This is a genomic window from Nocardioides sp. (assembly GCF_025965415.1).
GTDB lineage: Bacteria > Actinomycetota > Actinomycetes > Propionibacteriales > Nocardioidaceae > Nocardioides.
The window spans coordinates 1-16,739 of sequence record NZ_JAOPWY010000087.1 but is presented as its reverse complement, the minus strand read 5'-3'; the positions used below and the strand labels follow the sequence as shown (position 1 = coordinate 16,739).

Sequence of the window (16,739 nt, the reverse complement as noted above, 5' to 3'; positions counted from 1 at the left end):
CCACGGTGCCCGACGAGAACGCAGTCCGGAAAAGAGCCACAACCAGAGGCTGGGCAGCCGCAATAGAGAGCGTCCCGTCGGACACCTCGACAACAGCCTGGCCGGGCTGATGCCGTAGGAGAAGTCTTAAGTAGCCGCCTGTCGGCGACACTCGGACGTCCTCGCATGCCGATGTGCAAGACGAACCGGCTTGGCTCCGCTGGAACAATGGCGAGATGCCACAAGTCGGATTTCTCCACACTGCGCAGGTCCACGTCTCGACCTTCGAGGGACTCGTGCGCGACATTGACGACAGCACGGCATGCCTGCACAGCGTGGAGCCCGATCTCCTCGATCAGGTGCGAAGAAGCGGCCCTACCGTGGAGGTGGAGGAAGCCACACTGGTTGCCCTGGAACAACTCGTGGTCGATGGGGCGGGTGTCATCGTCTGCACCTGCTCCACCCTGGGGCCTGTCGCCGAAACCGTCGGAGCGCGTCTGCCTGTGCGGGTCCTGCGCGTGGACCGGCCCATGGCGCGGGCGGCGGTTCAGGCCGGATCCCGGATCGCCGTCATCGCTGCGTTGGAGTCGACGCTGGCACCGACTCGTGCATTGCTCGATGACGAGGCGCGACGCGTAGGCGTGTCTGCGACGATCATCGACGTTCCCGTGCCGGAAGCGTGGGTGGCTTTCGAGTCGGGGGACTCTGACGGGTACTTACGGCAGGTCGCAGATGCCGCTCGTTCCATTGCCGATGGCGTTGACGTGGTCGTCTTGGCGCAGGCCAGCATGATGGGCGCGATGGTGACTCTCGCCGACCTCCGAACGGCGGTCCTAGCAAGCCCTCTCCTCGCGGTGGAACACGTCTTGGGCGCGTCGAGTCGATAGAGCGCCCGACGAGAACGCGCGTGCCGTATTCCACGCGTAGGCCTAGGTGCGACGCTCCTATGCTTCGTCAAGCAGCTGTGGCCCCATTTTCGAGTAGGCGATAGAGGTCTCGGGCGACGTAGCGGGCAAGGCAGCGTTTGATCTCTCGGGGGGCCTTGCCTTCGGCTGTACGGCGGGCGACGTAGTCGCGGGTGGCTTGTTGGTACTGGATTCGTCTCTGGACCACGGTGTGCAGGGCGTTGTTGAGCTGGCGGTCGCCGTAGTGGTTGAGTCGATAGCGGGTGGTGACTTGGCCGCTGTTCGCGGGGATGGGTGCCACGCCGGCGAGCATCGCGAACGCTGCCTCGGAGTGGATACGGCCGGGGTGGGACCAGGCGCACAGCACCGTCGCGGCCACGATCGGTCCCACGCCGAACTCCTCGAGCAGGTCAGGGCGCCAGCTGCGGATGATGGCCACGATCGTCTTTGCAGCTCCCGTGCCTCTTTCAGCATCGCGCGCGCGACGTGCCAGGGTCCGCAGCGCGACCACTGTGGTGGTCGTCTCGGTGTCCCAGTAGGCGTGCACTCGCAGGTTGGCGGCGGTGTTGAGCATGGCGGCGAGCTTCTGGCCGCGGACACCGCAGACAGAGCCGGGCTCCTCTGACGTTGGCCACCCCGCGCACGCCAAACGATGCGGTATGTCCTCGCGACGGAACGTAGTCATACCGCCGCGATCGGCTCGAGCGGCGGCTCCCTGCAACAGGACGCTGGAGCGATGGCGGGCTCTGCTGCCGGTCATCCTGACCGAGACGTTCACACCACCGCCGTACCCATGTGGCGATGTCGCCAACAGCTACTGCTCGAGCCTGCGCAGGGCGAGGCCCTGTGTTGCCGAGAGCTGGCCGGTCTTCCGTGCCCACTCGGAGACGTCGGCGTCGCGCAGGCTCGCGAGCTGGTGGGGGTCGCGCTCGAGGTCGTAGAGCTCCCACTCCCCGGTGCCGTGGTGCTCGACATAGGCATGGGAGCCCTCCCGTAGCAGCGACCAGCCGAGGTTCGTGTTCTCGACAATCAGGCGGCGTCGCCAGGAGGACCAGTCGCCGGACCTGAGCGGCTCGAGCATGGATCGGCCATCGAGCTCGCGCCCGGTGTCCGGGACGAGATCGGCGATATCGAGCGTCGTAGGCATCAGGTCGACCTGCGAGACCAGCGCCTCGACGGTGCGCGGCTCGACACCCGGCCCGCGCACGACGAACGGAATGCCCGCAGCTTCCTCGTACGGCTGCGACTTGGAGAGCAGCCGGTGCTCACCCAACAGGTAGCCGTTGTCGGAGACGAAGAAGATCCACGTCCTCCCGAGCTGGCCGGTCCGGCGCAGGGCGTCCAACACCCTGCCGATCTGGTCGTCGACGTCCTGCAGCTCCTCGAGCTTGCCCTCGTAGATCTTCCGCATCCGGCGACGATCCTGAGGCGGCAGGGCTCGCAGCCACGTGGGCTTGTCGCTCATGTCAGCCTCGTTGAATGCCGGCGGGTCCCAGGGAACCCCGTCGAAGTCATCGGCATGCTCGGGGCTCGGCGTGTACGGGCCGTGGGGCGCTGTCGGCGAATACACCGCGAACCACGGACCGGTGTCATGGTGTCGACGGATGAAGCGGCGCAGCCGCTGGGCGGCGAAGCGGTCGAACTCCCGCTGCGAGGCGACTCTGCGAACAGTGCCGTCGACGTTCACCCTGGGGTCGTCAATCATGCCGTCGAGCAAGGTCACCCAGCGGTCCCAACCGGGGGCGACGTACGTCGGATCCTGGGCGATCCCGTTCATGTACTTCCCGAAGTAGCCGGTGCCGTAGCCGGCCTCCTTCATCCGGGTTGCCGCCGTGTCCCGGTCATGCCCCTGCGCCACGAACGGCTGGTGGGTCATGTTGGTGTCGCACCCGTGGTTGTGGGGGTACCGACTCGTGAGGATCGAGGCGCGCGCCGGCCCGCACAACGGCATCGCGCTGTACCCCCGCCGGAAGTGCACCCCCTTGCGCACCAGCCGTCGCCAGGTGCGGTCCATCGATCTCAGCGTCGAGCGCATCTGATCGTCTGTGACGATCCACAGGACGTTGTCGGCCACCTGCCACACCATACGCACGCCGAAACCCTTCGTGCCTGCCTCTCTCCGGAAGACCTCTTCCCCGCACGCCGCCAGGGACGCATCATTCGCCGCGGTCGAGCTAGCCCCGAAGCTGCCGAAATTGCTCCGACTGGAGCTCCGCGGCCCGAGCCAACGTTCCCAGGACGGTCGGGGCCGCAGCCCTAACCGCGGCCGCTCTCCTCCACTCGGTTCGGTGATCGAGCTCGAATCCACGTAGTGGGCGGCGGGTAGGTGGCGGTGTCATCAAGGCGCCCGCCTGAACGGACCACCGGTGGTCTCGGCAACGATCTCGACGAAGGCCTGGCCCTGCTCGAGGTCGTCGGTGGAGATCAGCGTTGCCACCTGCTCAAGGGCAGTGACCAAGGTGGCCCGCGGCACGGCGGTGGCTTCGCTCTCGCCGTGTACGTCGGGGCGGGTGGACATCAGTGCGGTGAGGGGCGGAAGCGTGTCGGGGCGGTCAGCCCACAGTGCGTGCAGGGAGCGTGGGGTGGCGTTGCGGCTGCCGTGGTGGCCCACTTTGTACAGGTCGATGCCAGCCAGCTTTGCCTTCAGCTCGGAGTCGTCGGCGAGCTGGTCGAGAGTGAACTGCCAGTCCTCGATCTGGGCGTCGCCGGGGAACAGCATGCTCAGGCCGCCGACCTCCAACAACAAGATAAGACTGGTGTTGTTCAGCGCGTCATCGAGCTTGCGGACCAGCCGGGTGACCGAGTGCGTCTTCTGCTCGCCGAGCCGTCCGATCAACCAGCGCACGGGTCCCGGTCCGACCGGGACCCTCGACTCAGCGTCGGTGCGGGCGCTGGTCGTAGGGCCTGCGGCCTCGTGCAGCGAGGCGCGCAGGGCGGTCATCCAGTATTCCGCATGCTCTTTTGCCTGCTTTGCCACGCGGGCGTCCTGCTCGACGGTCGCGGGGCCGAGCACCGTGACCTCGAGACCGGGCACAAGGCTCGCGGTACCGGCGTCGCAGCCCGCGAACAGGTACTTGCCAGCCTGCTGTGCGGCCAGCTCGTCGAGTAGCGCGACCGCATCGGCGTTCTTGAGCTGCTCCTCGGCTGCCTCCTTGAGTCCGGCATGCAGCCCCGGGCGAGCAGCGAGGCGGCCGGTGGCTTCTTGGGCCTCAGACAAGCTCCGGGCGAATCGGGCCGACGCGACGCCGACGCTGTCGGGGCCGGCGGACTCGGTTCCGGCAGCGATAGCGACCGCTGGACCGTCAGCCTTGGCGGGCAAGCCCGGGTCTTCTGTCCAGGGGCGCAGGATCAGCTTGGGTCTGAGCCTCCGCAGGGTCGCTGCACCGGCGTCGTCGGAGAATCCGAACAGGTGGTCCTTGTGACGGTGGGTGAGGACCACGACGTCGAGCTGGCCGTGGGTGTGCTCGTCGATGAGGGGAGCTACGTCCTTCATCTGACCCTTGGCGCGGTCCTTGCGGGCCGACCGTGTCGAACCGTAGTCGATCAGGATGTGCCGCTCGGCACGGCCATCGGGCAGGGGCTGGTCGTATTCGAGCGACACCAGGAAGCAGTCTCCGAATCCCACCTGGTACATCCGGACTCTGACCCGCTCGACGGTGCTCACCAGGCCTCCCCCGCACCGAGCTCGGTGTTGTGGAGCTCGGCGAACGCCTGCCCGCGGGCGGCGCCCTCGGAGAAGCCTAGGCGCTTGTCTGTGTCGTAGCGGCCGGTGCGGTGCAGGTACTCCAACCGACGGAGTTGGCGACGCCAGTCATCGAGGTTCTTGTGGATGTGCAGCTTGAGCCGTCCGAACTGGTCGAAGATCAAGGTGCCGCCGCCGAGCAGCTGGACGGGCGTCTCCGGATCCAGGGTCTCGGGGGTCGCGAGCTCGGCCATCTGCCGGAGCTCACCGGCGCTGAGGTCGAGCATCTGGACGTAGGTCGCGACGACCTCGCCCACGATCAGGCCGTCCGGACCCACACGCTGGCTCGGACGGACGGACTCGATGACGGTGTAGTACTTCGTGCAGATGCCGAGCCGGGGCGCGTTCTGCCAGAGGAACCGGAACACCTCGTCTCGGTCGGTGCGCAGGGCGGCGAAGTTGAAGCCCAGGTAGTAGGGGGCGACTTCGGCCTCGACGACGTTGGTGACGCAGTCCCTCGGACCCTCGACGCCAGCCTTGTCGAATCGGTCGATGAGCATGTCGCGGTAACCGAGGTCGTCATCGGGGACGACCTCGGCGTCGGCCAGCAGTACGGCGTTGACGAGGTCGCCGAACTCGAATTCCACTGGCGGGAGGTAGTCCAAGCCGCGGATCATCATGGTGAGCAGCTGGCCGGCGGCCCGAACACCTTCCTCGGCGGCTCGGGCGCGGTCCAGGGTGGCCACCTTGGCCTCCTCGTCGGGCTGAAGCAGCGGCTGAAGTCGCTTGACCCAGATGTCGAGGAGGACGTCGAGCACGATCGCCACGAGCACCTCACCGCGCCGGTGCGGCTCCTGATACTGAGGAAGTTCTGCCCAGTCCGGCGGCGGTGGTGTCATGGCGGACCGTCGTAGCGCGCCGCGTCCCTGGGTGAGGACCTTGCCGAGCTGTTCAGCGACTCCGGTGAGTACGCCGCTGCGCAGTTGGTCTCGCTCGACTTGTCGTCGCTTGATCCGCCCGTTCTTGTCTGCCTTGCCGAGCGCCTGCTCGACAACCGGGTGCATGGAGAAGACCGACAGCAGCGCGACGATGTCAGCGAAGCCCTCGTGGAAAGCCGCTTGGTCCGGGAGCCCGGGTTCGAGGAAGCGGCGGCGCAGACCGTCGAGCAGTGCGTGGGTGGTTTCGTGCACGACGACGTCGTAGCTCAAACAGGTGTAGGTGACCATTCCGTCGTCACCGGGCACGTAGCCGAACAGCAGCGCCCGGTCCTCGAAGGAGTAGTAGGCGTTGGCCTCCACGAAGGCGTGCGGCACCAGGTACAGGTGGTGTCCGTTGAAGCCCCACGCGAGCCGTCGTCCAAGCGCGGACTCGAAGGCAGACATCGTGCGGGCGGCCGCCACGTAGACCTGCTGTGCATGGAATGCGAACTCGGTCTCGAGGGCCTCGTCGTCGGCATCCACGAACTCGTCGTCGTCAGGCAACCCCGGATGCTTGATGTATCTCCCGGTCGAGGCGTCGAAGTCGACGACGTGAAGCCGGGCGCCGCGCGGGCCGTCCTCCATCCGGGACCACGGGATCCTCACCGTCGCGGTGAGGATCTTGTCGTCGTCGCCCTTGATGGACGGGTCCTGAGCAACAATTCGCAGCGCCATGTAGCTGCGCGGCGTGTCTGGGGACTTCGCGAAGTCGACGCCGCCGGGCATTATCGCCCGTCCTTGACTTGGCCGGGCTTGGTGACGCGGGCGGTCCACCCGTTCCGCTGTCGGGCAGACGGGCGCGGGATCGCCGTGTCGGTCGCGCCACGATCCTCCCAGGCCCACCTGTCAGCGAGCTTGATGGATGCAGCCTCTCCTGTGCCAGTGTCGGTCATGCCGCGGGTCCTGCCGTCTCAGCCGTGCGCGTCACTGTGACCTTCACTTCGGTCGGATCCATGTCAGTTGACCAACGGTCGTGAGGGGTACGGCAACGTGCCGCGCGGGAGGTCGGTTCGGGCGTGCTTGCGGACACCCGTGTCGGTGATGACGTAGCCCCAGTTGATCAGCATCTCCTGCCGTTCCGCCGGGAGGTCGTCCAGTCGGGTAGGCGTGGCGGCAAGCTTGGTCGTGACCTGAGGGTCGGCGGGCATGGCGTCCGACAGGTCGTAGTCCGCGACGTCACTCCGGATCCCGAGGTAGGCCCCGTCGCGCCGGTCCGCCTTGAAGGCCTCGATGACCTGGCGCTTGCGTAGCGAGCGCACCTGGTTGTCGATCACCTGAAGCACCCTCGCGCTGTGGCGCGCCCAGTCGGTGGCCGGGGAGGGATCCGCGCCCATGTGTCCGCCCGCGTCGGCCACGAGCAGCGTGCGGAACTGGTTCCAGGCAGGTTGCAGGCCGAGGTTGTCGTAGACCCCGCCGTCGCTGAGCCGGATCTGGCCGCGGAAGTCAGGTGTGGTCAGGTCGTTGCCCGGGAGGGTCACCCAGTCTTCGTGCTCCAGGTCGATGGTGCACGGCGAGAGCACTGGCGGGAACGCCGACGAGGCTGCCACCGCAACCGCAAGCGGGAGGTCCGGGTTCAACACCTGCCCGACGCGATAGTCGGCCAGGTAGGCCTTGCTGAAGCGCATCAACACCCCGGACTCGAGATTGGTCGCGTTGAACACGAACCTCGGACTGTCTGGCAGCGACTGCAGGGTCGCCTTCCCGAACAGATGCTTGCGGTAGGCCTTCGCCACGCGGTCCGAGACCGACGTGAACGGCAGTCCCAGACCTGCCAACACCGAGGTGACGTCGACCCCGACGCCGGCCATGCGCCTGATCGGTTCGACCAGCTGGTGGTCCAAGTCCTGCGCAACGCCATCCGCGTCGAAGTCCAGCTTGGCCCAGTTCAGGGCAAGGACTCCGGCGGTGATCGAGCCGCCGGAGACGCTGGAGACGCGGTCCAGCTCCGGCAGCATCCCGGCCTCGTTGAGCCGCCAGATCACGCCGACGTGGAAGAGCATGGCTCGGTAGCCACCACCGGAGAGGCACAGAGCCATGCCTTGCGTCGGGTTGTCGCCCTCACCCGGTTGCCTTGGCACGGGTTCAGCCGCGGCGAACTCCTCGCCGGGGGCCGCGAACAGCTCTTCGTCTCCACTCATCTGTCTACCTCCACGTGTTGGGTTCGACGGACCGGGTCAGCCGGGAAATCTGATCTCGAGAGACGCACCGCGAGGAACATTGCGGGTGTCGTGAAGGGTGCAGCGCGGTTGCTGGTACTGCGACAGGGTCCCGTCGACGTCGGGCACGCTGTCCCAGTCGCCGTCGTGGGTGGACACGAGCGCGTGCCGTTCGCGCCCGTCGGGGCTCTGCTGCGGCATCAGCTCCTCGAAGAGGTCGTCGTACGTCCCGTTGTGGCTGCCGTGGTGGGAGATCTTGACGAAGTGCACTGGCCTGAGTCCGTTGGCGTGCATCGTCTTCCACGACTTCAGCTCGGCGTCTCCGGCGAACAGCAGCCGCCAACCGCGCCACTCGAGCTCCAGGACCACGCTGGTGCTGTTGTTGGCCTTGTCGATCTCCATGATCTGGCGGCGAGTGTTGCGGCGGCGCGCCGCCTGGAGGTCGAAGAATGCGCCGGGATCCACGCCCATCGGCGGGACGGACAACCCCAGGGAGGGCTCCGACGCGGTGGCTGCTGCCGTCCCGGCGTCGGTCCCCGCCGCGGTCAACGTCGGCCCACCTCGCCCGTAGTACGACGACGTGTCCTCCTCCGGTGCCAGCACGCGCACGGTGGCCTCGCTGAACGGGTGCTTCCCGGCGAGAGCGGTGGTGCGGTCGACGTAGTGGGTCTGGTCGGGCGGGGCGATGCCGCGCAGGTGGTCGACGTAGTCGCTGGTCTTCAGACCGAGCGCGCCCGGCGGCAGCATGGTGGAGTTGTTGCGGACCATCATCTCCAGCCACGGGTCAGGCGCAGCTTGCACGATCCGGTGTGCGTCCTCCAACGCCAGCGCGAGCGAGCGCTTCTTCAGCTTCGCTTCAGGATGGGTCGTGTAGTAGTCGGGGTGAGCCGACCCGGTGAGCCAGGCGTGCCTGGCCGCCAGGTCGACACCGGCCCGCTTTGCGGCCAACAGCCCCTGCACATGGTCGAGGTGCTCGTGCGTCATGACGTACAGGTCGACGGTGCCGCCGGTGCGATCGGCGATGTCTTGGACGACGCCGGTGAAGACCGCGTCGTCGTTACCGTTCCCGGCCAGGAGATTGCCGACGTCGAACAACAGGTGTCGGATCTCCTCGTCGCCGCCGTCTGTGCGCTCCGGTACCGACACCAAGATGGCGTCACCGAACCCCACGTTGTAGGCGCGCACCACGAGGTCGCTCATCCGTCCCACCCCGCCAGGTGGAGCAACCGGTGACTGGCGCGCAGGCCCGAGTCGCCGTCGCCACGGAGCCCGACGCTCTCCCCGACTTCAGCACCGTCGAGAGTGTCGAGTGCTCCGTCCTCCTCAAGTTGCGCGAGGAGCCGGTCCCGGTCGCGCCGGTGCTCGACTCCGCTCACGTCGCTGCGCACCAGGGCCAGGCATTCGCCGGTCTCCCACTTCAGCACGACGGTTGCCCCGGTGGGGACCACGCGCACCCGCCCGACGGTGCCTGCCGCATCTTCGGTGTCGTTCCAGGCAACCTTCACGATCAGCTCCCGCTGGACTGGCACCACACCGTCGTCATCCTTGGGGCCGATCGCCTTCGTGCTGTCGACCCGGGGCAACACAGTGAACGACACGCCGTCCGGGAGCCCGAGCGCCGAACGGTGCCGGGTGGCGTACTGGTATGCCGCCCAGTCACTGTCGTGGAGAGACGGCACCTGGTCCGCGGGCACCGCCAGAACCTCGGGCTGGGGGCTGTCCAGCTGCTCCGCCGTCGCCACCACCAGTCGCTCGACGAACTGCTCGGCGAAGTTCTCGCGCACCTTGCTGGCCGCGGGACGGGCGGCCCGGTCCGCAGCCAGCGTGGCGCGGCCGACGTCGGCGAAGCTAAGCTCACCCGGCGGCAGGTAATCGATCCCCCGGAGCAAGAACCGACGAAAGACGATCTGGGCAGTGCCGAGCGCCTTGTTGGCCGCCGCCGCTGGCATCGCTGTGACTCCGTTGGTGTCCGGCAGGTTGGCGTCCTCGAACAGCGTGGCGAAGATGACATTGAGCGTGTCGTAGAAGATCGCCGACAGCAGCGTGCTCAGGATGTGGGGTCTCGCGCCGGACAGGGTCTCCAGGGTCTCGTCGTTGTCCAGCTCCCGCAAAGCGTGCCGGGCCATGCCGTCCGCACGTGGCCGAGCCATGCCGAACTCCTCGGCGATCGCGGTGAACGCGTTCGCTCCCGCCAGCACGCTGTCGCTCCGAGCCAGGACCGCTTCGCGCAGGCGCCTGCTGTCGAGGGCCATGATCACTGCGACCAGGTCCGCGACGGCCTCGTGGATCGCCACCGACTGCGGCGTCGAGCTGTCGTACAGCGACGGTGCCACCGCGTCGAGCAGCGCGTGCCCGCACTCGTGGGCCACGATGTCGCGACTCAGAGCAGTGTGAACCCGCGCACCCGACTCGCCGACGAACGAGAAGAACTGAAGGCTACGAGTGGCCCGCTCGTAGAAGGCGTTGGCCCACTCCCCTGCCCGGGGTACGACGAGGAGCTGCTCGCTTCCGAACGCCCAGTCAACCTGCCGGCCCAGAGCGTCCGCTCCCTCGAACATGCGCACGGTCTGGAAGACGGTGCCGAAGGCGTTGATCGCGATGGTCGCCGTCGAGGTCTCGTCGCCGTCCGCGACGTACGTCCCGGAGCGCGGGTTCGACTTGAACGGGGTGAACGTGGCCGGAGGAGGCGAGGGCAGGCCCGTCGTGGGGTCGAAGTCGACGATGGCGATCCGGCGGCAGGCCGGCCCGTCCAGAAAGCGGTCGTTGGCGTCGCCGGACAGCCTCAGCTCCTTCTTCTCCTTGACCGCGGCTCCGCCCGGCACATCGGTCTCGGCCAGGTCGAGCGATCCGTCTTGGACGAGGAGGTCGACCTCGGCGACCACGTCAGCCATGGCCAACGCCTTGCGCGAACAGGTCGGAGACCAGCAGCCACAGCCCACCGGCAGCGACAAGCGCCACCGGCACGCGGTCGCGCCATGCCCTGGGGTGCCAGGACTCCCACCACGCGGCGAGCGAAGCGCACGCCATCAGGACCGCGCTGTGTCCGACACTCATCGCGAGCATCACCGGCCCACACAGGAGCACACATCGTCGCCAGGTCAGCAGTCCCGCCTTGGCTGCGGTGACCACTCCGCGACGACCTCCCGGGGCAAGTGGCGGCAACCGCAAGCAGGTCTCCAGCACGCGGCTGCGTCGCGCTGAGCGGAACGCCGCCAACGCGAGGCCGACGAACGCGAGCTGCCACCACACACCGCCGACGGGTACCCCGAGCAAGCGCGCCAGCACGGCGCCCGCGAAGCCCACGGCCAGCCACAGGACCGTCACTGTCGCGAGGCAGACAACCGGCAGTCGAGTACGCCAGCCGCGGAACCTCGAGCGCGACACGGCGCCGACCGTGGGAACGGCCAGCGGCCACATCATGGCGATCACCATCAGCAGCCAGGACGCAACCCAGGCCAGGCTCCACGGGTCGACGACGTCGGCGACCGGGGCTACGGCGTGCGCGTGCTGGGCGTGCGCGTGCTGGGCGTGCGTCTGACCGGCAGAGCCACTGCCTGGCCACGGGATGTTGAGAGCGAGCCAGGCCGTCGCCGTACCACCCAGGATGACCCGGGTGGTCCTGGCGCGGACCGCGTCCGAGAGGCGATCAGCCAGCGGCGCGGCCTGGAGCAGGCTCATGGCGTCTGGGTGTAGACCGTGAGCTGTTGGATGTGGATCGCCCGGTTGGGGTCGTCGGAGTCGGGCCGTCCCTCCTCGGGCACGAGCTTCACCGACAGCTGCCCCCCGGTCCAGCCCTCTGCCAGCAGGTCGGGCAGGATCGCCGAGGCGTCGACGAGGTAGTTGCGCTCCTCCTCGGGCGCCGTCCCGGCCAGCCCGAAGGTCGCGAATCTGCCGGCGCGATGGGGTGGCTGGTCGGGCGCGGACCGCACCTCCACGACGTACGCCGCGTGCGGCTGCTCGGCGCGGACGCCGGCGAGCTCCAGCACCAGCCGCGTGGGCGGTTCGTCGTCGAGCCCGAGCGGGCCGGTCTGGAAGGGGACCTCACGCTCCTCTTCGGAGTCCAGGTTGAAGGTGGCGGCCACCGGTTCCCACCGGGCCTCGGCCTCGTCCAACGGCATGGGGCCTCCTCCGACCGGCGCCGACGGGCGAGCGGCGGCGACTGCCTGCGCCACCACCTCCGGCAGCGCGATCGATTCGTATTCGTAGTCCATCTTCACGCTGGTCAGGTCCTCGACGTCCTCCATCGTGTACGTCGACGGCGACTGCTCGGAGCCGAACCAGAAGATCGCCGACTGCCACTGCGAGACGAGGAATGCCGAGGCACCTCCGGGGTCCGTCAGCCGAAGCGATCCCGGCAGGGCGAGCCACACCTCCCACAGCCGATCGATGTTGGCATGGTGGAGCCAGAAGATCGGATCCTGGCCGGCCGTCGCCGGGCTCTCCATCAACCCTGCGATGTCGACGTGCACCCAGTTGTGGGGCGTGCTCTCCACGTCCCCGAAGCGGCGATCGCGGTCCGTGCCTCCGAACCCGACGTCGGGGACCCCGCCGACGTAGCGCGACTCGCTGAGCGCGGGAACGAGGTCGCTGTCGTCGGCCGGGATCGGTGCGTCGTTGCGAGCTGGGTCGAAGAGCGTGTTGTCGACCACCGCGCCGTCCACGGTCCGGGTCGACGCCCGGAACTCCGCCGGCAGGAACGCTGCGTCGGGGTCGTCCGGGTCGGAGTAGTCCCAGTACGGCAGGCCCCAGGCGTCGTCGCCGGTGAGGGCGCGGATCGTGCCCTCGAACCACGCCAGGTAGGCGCGATGCCAGGGCAGGAAGAACAACGAGGCGTGGGCACACTGTCCCCACGCGGGCCGAGCCGGCGTTCGCGGCGGGATCCCGTGGGTGTTGGCCGCCCACAGCCAGGAGGTCGGGTCGTTGGCGGGCAGCTCGCGCATGAGCTCGACGCCGCGGGCGTAGGTGTCGAGGACCGGATGCCAGTCCTGTGTCTCCGCGGCGGCGACGTCGCCGAGTGTCAGGCTTGCGATGTTGTGCCGTGTCCGAGTCATGACCCCTCCCGAGACGTGGTGCTCTTGATGGTCCTCGGGTCGGGTGACTGCCTGCATGGCCACAATTGGGCACATCCCTGCTTCACGACCCACGCCCCACGCGGCAGGTGCCACGTGTGGCGGTTGCTTGGCCCAGCTCGTGGAAACGACTTGATCCTCCTGCACGCATTCGCGGCGGGGATGTCGCCGGTCCAGGGCACAGCGTCGGGGCGTCCTCCCTTCCTTGACAGGCCAGGAACCGACGAGGAACCTCATTGCGAGGGACCGACTCCGTAGGAGCAGGGGTCCGCTCTCTTGGACCGGGAGGAAGTGCGATGGCCCCTAGACGTCGTCAGTGCGCAGCGATGCAAGAGTACGAGCGTCTGCTGGAGGAGCAGCCGTCATTCCGGACCAATCAACAACGCGCTGAGGCGTTCACTGCCCGAGCCGTCACCTCGGGCGAGGCCGAACGGGTGGCCCGCAGGCTGATCACGATCCCGACCGTGGTGCATGTGCTCTACAAGAAGCCGAAGGAGAACATCAGCAAGTCCCAGGTCCAGAGCCAGATCGCGGCACTGAATCAGGACTTCAGGTCCACCAATCCCGACACCGTCAAGGTGCCCGACGCGTGGACGGGGCTCGTCGCTGACGCGAAGATCAAGTTCCAGCTCGCGACGAAGGACCCCGACGGCAAAAGGACCGACGGCATCGTCCGCGTCCAGACCGACCGTGCCTCGTTCGGCCCCGGCGACGACGTGAAGAGGGCCAGCCAAGGCGGGTCGACCGCGTGGCCCGCCGACGCCTACCTCAACATCTGGGTGTGCGCGCTCGGCGGCGGCCTGCTCGGTTACGCCCAATTCCCCGGCGGCCCCAAGGCAACTGATGGCGTGGTGATCCTGCACTCCGCCTTCGGGACCGAAGGCAGCGCAATCGCGCCGTTCAACCGAGGCCGCACCCTCACCCATGAGGTCGGGCACTGGCTCAACCTGCGACACATCTGGGGCGACACCCTCGACTGCAGCGGAGGCGACCGCGTTTCCGACACGCCGAACTCCGAAGGACCGAACTACGGCAAGCCCACCTTCCCGGTGATCAGTTGCGGCAACGGTCCCAACGGCGACATGTTCATGAACTACATGGACTACGTCGACGACGCGGCAATGTTCATGTTCACCGCAGGACAAGTTGCCCGGATGAGTGCTTGTCTCGCCGGACCCCGCAAGTCGTTCGCCGCGGCGTAAGCCGTCCCTGGTGAGCTATCAGGTGAGCGGGCGTTGGGTGCACGCGCACGAGGAGGACACCGACGGCGAGATGGTCTTCCGTCCCGCTGGCACCCCCCTGCCTCCGTCTCGGGGCCGGATGGCGTTTGACTTGCGTCCGGATGGGACCTTCGCTGAGTCCGGCCTTGGTGCCACCGACGTCCCCGAGGAGGCCACCGGGACCTGGACCCTCGACGGCGAGACGCTCACGCTGAGCGAGGGCGCGGCGCAGGGAGTGCCACGCGAGATGCAGGTCGTCTCGTTGGACGATGACAGGCTGATCCTCAAGCGCCGAGAGGGAGGCTGACCCGCTGGCGCCACCCTGCAAACCAGGGCCACGCACACAGTCACCCTCGAAGCCAACCTCCATGAGCGTGTCAGCACGACTTCACGGCCCGCAGCGAGGTCACACTCGTCAGGTCCACGCGGAGCACGGTGTCTTCTACCTCGAGGTCGACCCAGCCGGCGGCGCTGTCGACGATCGGGCCGCAGGCGGTGCCACTGTCGGTGCTGACCTGGACAGGCCGGTCGGCATCGGACTGTGGCCACCAGTTGCTGGATGCCGAGAGGGCGGTCAGCCCGACCGCCACACACGTGAAGCCGACGCCCGCTCGGAGACGGCGGGCACCGGCCGTGAGGTCCGTCGGTACGCCGAGCGGCCACGCCACTACCGCCACGAGCAAGAGCCCGATGGCAGCGGACGCAAGGGCGAGGAGCGCCAGGACCCCCGCGGCCGACTGCAACCACATCGGGAGCCTGGTGCCGTTGTCACCGGTAAGCACGCCGCACAGTCCCACGAAGGCCAGGGCCGCGACCTGCAGCTTGTGCCACTCGCGAGCCGAGGCACTGAGGGCTGCGGCCGTGGCGAACTGCTCCGATCTCTGCTCAGGTGTCTCAGCCATCGTGAACGCACCCCTCATTCGGTTACCTCGACGGTACGCCCACCAGTCCGTGGCCACGCGTCGAAAGAGGCTGCCGCATGAACGGTGAGCAGTTCTGACCATCGTCCAGCTTTGTCCCCGGCCCTCGTGCCGAGTCAGCGGGACCCTGCGGGTGTGCTGGCACGTCCTCTCGCATGGGCGACCGACAACATGGGGCATGTGCACCCGCACGTCGCCCCGCCTCGCTAGCCCTCGCCCGACAGCGTCCTAGTAGATGCGCGACGTCCGCAAGAACGCGCCCAAGCGCCGCGAGGCGGCCAGGCCAAGACCTGAGTGCGCGCCTGACACCACAGGCCAGAGACCCGAGTCGGAACACGTTGTGGGACACCCCCCTCAGGTGGGGCGCCGTGCGGGGGAATCGCGGACGGCGAGTTCCCGCCACCCGGCCGCGGGTGGAACGTCATGCCGCCCATCGTTTGACCATGTGGCGGGACGGTGCCTGCTCCCTGTTGCGACAACGCACGCTGACCTGCGAAGACGCTCCCTACGTTGTTGCTTGGCCTTGGGAGCATCAGCGCTGTGGGGTCCATTTCTGAGGGGGTTTCGACCAGTAGAGGACCAGCGTTCTGGAGCGGATGACCGCGATCGGTCGTTATCAACTCCGAGATCCATGATCTGGTCGGGCGAGGCAGCCAGGAGGAGCCCCGGTCAGGCTGTGTCCGAGCCCCCGCAGTAGGTTCGACGCCTGAAATCGGCTGCAGGTTGTCTCTGCGCGCGCGGGGCGACAGGGTGGCCCCATGGAGAGCAGGGACCGCGACGAGGAGGGCCGGCCGCGCCAGGCCAGGCCGCGCGACGAGCTCGGCCGACCGCTGCCGTACGGCGCTGAGGGAGTCGAGCCGGTTTCCGAAGACCCGTTACCGCCGCTAGAGACGGTGCGGTTCGCCATCGACCTGCTGGACCAGGGCCGGCCGTTCTCGGCCCACGAAGTCTTCGAGGCCCGCTGGAAAGACGCCCCTGAGGCCGAGCACGACCTCTGGCAGGGGCTGGCCCAGCTGTGCGTCGGGCTGACCCACGCCATGCGCGGCAACGCCACCGGCGCCGGGCGGCTGCTCGAGCGCGGCAACGGCCGGCTCGAGAGGTACGCCGCGACCGGCCGTCCGACGTACGGGCTGGACCTGGCGGAGTTCCGCACGCGGATCCACCGCGCAGCCGGCACCGACTGACATCGGTCAGTCAAGTGACCACTGCCCTACCCGGAGGGGCTCGGCAGAGGGTTCCGTGCAGGAACCCGCCACGGCCACGTCCGGACAGTGTGGGGCCAGCCGCCGTCGCCCCGAATGACCATCCCTGACCGGACCCGCCGACTGCGGGATCCCTACGAACGCACCGACCTGCTTGCGATGCCGGTGATGTTTCAGGACACCCGCTTGGCGGTCACCGCAGACTTTGGCGAACTTATCGTGCTGTGGTGATCGTGTGGGCCTACGGGTTCTGGCGCTGGTCGCAGAACGCCGCGCTCACACGCGCCGGGTCCATCCCTGGCTGGGAAAGACTCCACCGGCCGGAGCGGCTCGGGTGGAGTGCTCTGGCTTGTGCCCTCGACTCGAGCCTCGAACCACCCAGCTACGCGACAGACGCGCTCGGTTGGAGGGCGCCGACAAACGTCATGCGAGGCTCAGCCCGGCCTGGGCTGCTCGGCGTGCGGCGACCTGGGAAACCGGCGCCTGCACGCCCGCTGGGTCAAGTACATCGACCGCAAGAAGAAGGCCACCGTGGCCAACACCGCCATCGCCCGCGAGCTCGCCGGCTGGTGCTGGTCACTGGCCCTGCTCGAGGACTAACGCCACGGCCTCTTCGCCGGCCACGGTCG

At 68.1% G+C, this 16,739-nt stretch carries 15 protein-coding genes; 5 read left to right on the top strand and 10 right to left on the bottom strand.

Annotated features, from left to right (window positions below; all coding sequences use genetic code 11):
- Positions 1–215 precede the first annotated feature (215 nt).
- The gene (locus JWN97_RS09255) at positions 216–866 is read left to right on the top strand and encodes an aspartate/glutamate racemase family protein (RefSeq protein ID WP_297621595.1); all 651 of its coding nucleotides are present in this window, start codon (positions 216–218) and stop codon (positions 864–866) included.
- A 67-nt stretch (positions 867–933) separates the two neighbouring features.
- Here the strand turns inward: JWN97_RS09255 and JWN97_RS09250 are convergent, their stop codons facing one another.
- From JWN97_RS09250 to JWN97_RS09210, 9 genes are all read right to left on the bottom strand, one after another.
- A complete protein-coding gene (locus JWN97_RS09250; RefSeq protein WP_297621594.1) occupies positions 934–1,458 on the bottom strand; it encodes a transposase in 525 nt (174 codons plus the stop codon).
- A 240-nt stretch (positions 1,459–1,698) separates the two neighbouring features.
- The gene (locus tag JWN97_RS09245) at positions 1,699–3,192 is read right to left on the bottom strand and encodes a sulfatase (protein WP_297621592.1); all 1,494 of its coding nucleotides are present in this window, start codon (positions 3,190–3,192) and stop codon (positions 1,699–1,701) included.
- Positions 3,193–3,222: 30 nt separating this feature from the next.
- Positions 3,223–4,548 carry a hypothetical protein gene (locus JWN97_RS09240; protein WP_297621590.1) on the bottom strand — a complete coding sequence of 442 codons (1,326 nt, stop codon included), beginning with the start codon at positions 4,546–4,548 and terminating at the stop codon, positions 3,223–3,225.
- Positions 4,545–6,269 carry a hypothetical protein gene (locus JWN97_RS09235; protein WP_297621588.1) on the bottom strand — a complete coding sequence of 575 codons (1,725 nt, stop codon included), beginning with the start codon at positions 6,267–6,269 and terminating at the stop codon, positions 4,545–4,547. The genes JWN97_RS09240 and JWN97_RS09235 overlap by 4 nt, the downstream gene beginning before the upstream one ends.
- Positions 6,270–6,499: 230 nt before the next feature.
- A complete protein-coding gene (locus tag JWN97_RS09230) occupies positions 6,500–7,579 on the bottom strand; it encodes a patatin-like phospholipase family protein (RefSeq protein WP_297621597.1) in 1,080 nt (359 codons plus the stop codon).
- 138 nt (positions 7,580–7,717) lie between these two features.
- Positions 7,718–8,899 (bottom strand): hypothetical protein, encoded by a 1,182-nt coding sequence (locus tag JWN97_RS09225; protein ID WP_297621586.1) that lies wholly within the window; start codon positions 8,897–8,899, stop codon positions 7,718–7,720.
- Positions 8,896–10,590, bottom strand: a complete 1,695-nt coding sequence (locus tag JWN97_RS09220) for a hypothetical protein (RefSeq protein ID WP_297621584.1) — start codon at positions 10,588–10,590, stop codon at positions 8,896–8,898. The genes JWN97_RS09225 and JWN97_RS09220 overlap by 4 nt, the downstream gene beginning before the upstream one ends.
- A complete protein-coding gene (locus JWN97_RS09215; protein ID WP_297621582.1) occupies positions 10,583–11,377 on the bottom strand; it encodes a DUF2182 domain-containing protein in 795 nt (264 codons plus the stop codon). Before JWN97_RS09215 ends, JWN97_RS09220 begins: the two co-directional genes overlap by 8 nt.
- The gene (locus tag JWN97_RS09210; RefSeq protein ID WP_297621580.1) at positions 11,374–12,750 is read right to left on the bottom strand and encodes a tyrosinase family protein; all 1,377 of its coding nucleotides are present in this window, start codon (positions 12,748–12,750) and stop codon (positions 11,374–11,376) included. Before JWN97_RS09210 ends, JWN97_RS09215 begins: the two co-directional genes overlap by 4 nt.
- Before the next feature lie 344 nt (positions 12,751–13,094).
- Here JWN97_RS09210 and JWN97_RS09205 point away from each other — a divergent pair, with 344 nt between their 5' ends.
- Together JWN97_RS09205 and JWN97_RS09200 are read left to right on the top strand one after the other, a co-directional pair.
- On the top strand, positions 13,095–13,970 hold the full coding sequence (locus JWN97_RS09205) for a zinc metalloprotease (protein ID WP_297621578.1): 876 nt from the start codon (positions 13,095–13,097) through the stop codon (positions 13,968–13,970).
- Between the two features lie 70 nt (positions 13,971–14,040).
- Positions 14,041–14,295, top strand: a complete 255-nt coding sequence (locus tag JWN97_RS09200) for a lipocalin family protein (RefSeq protein WP_363321272.1) — start codon at positions 14,041–14,043, stop codon at positions 14,293–14,295.
- A gap of 70 nt (positions 14,296–14,365) precedes the next feature.
- On the opposite strand, the gene JWN97_RS09195 is transcribed toward JWN97_RS09200, so the two are convergent.
- On the bottom strand, positions 14,366–14,890 hold the full coding sequence (locus JWN97_RS09195; protein WP_297621574.1) for a hypothetical protein: 525 nt from the start codon (positions 14,888–14,890) through the stop codon (positions 14,366–14,368).
- A 776-nt stretch (positions 14,891–15,666) separates the two neighbouring features.
- On the opposite strand from JWN97_RS09195, the gene JWN97_RS09190 reads away from it, so the two are divergent.
- Positions 15,667–16,092: a DUF309 domain-containing protein gene (locus JWN97_RS09190; protein WP_297621572.1), complete on the top strand. Its 426-nt coding sequence runs from the start codon at positions 15,667–15,669 to the stop codon at positions 16,090–16,092.
- A gap of 114 nt (positions 16,093–16,206) precedes the next feature.
- Positions 16,207–16,341 (top strand): hypothetical protein, encoded by a 135-nt coding sequence (locus tag JWN97_RS09185; RefSeq protein WP_297621570.1) that lies wholly within the window; start codon positions 16,207–16,209, stop codon positions 16,339–16,341.
- The last annotated feature ends 398 nt before the right edge of the window (positions 16,342–16,739 follow it).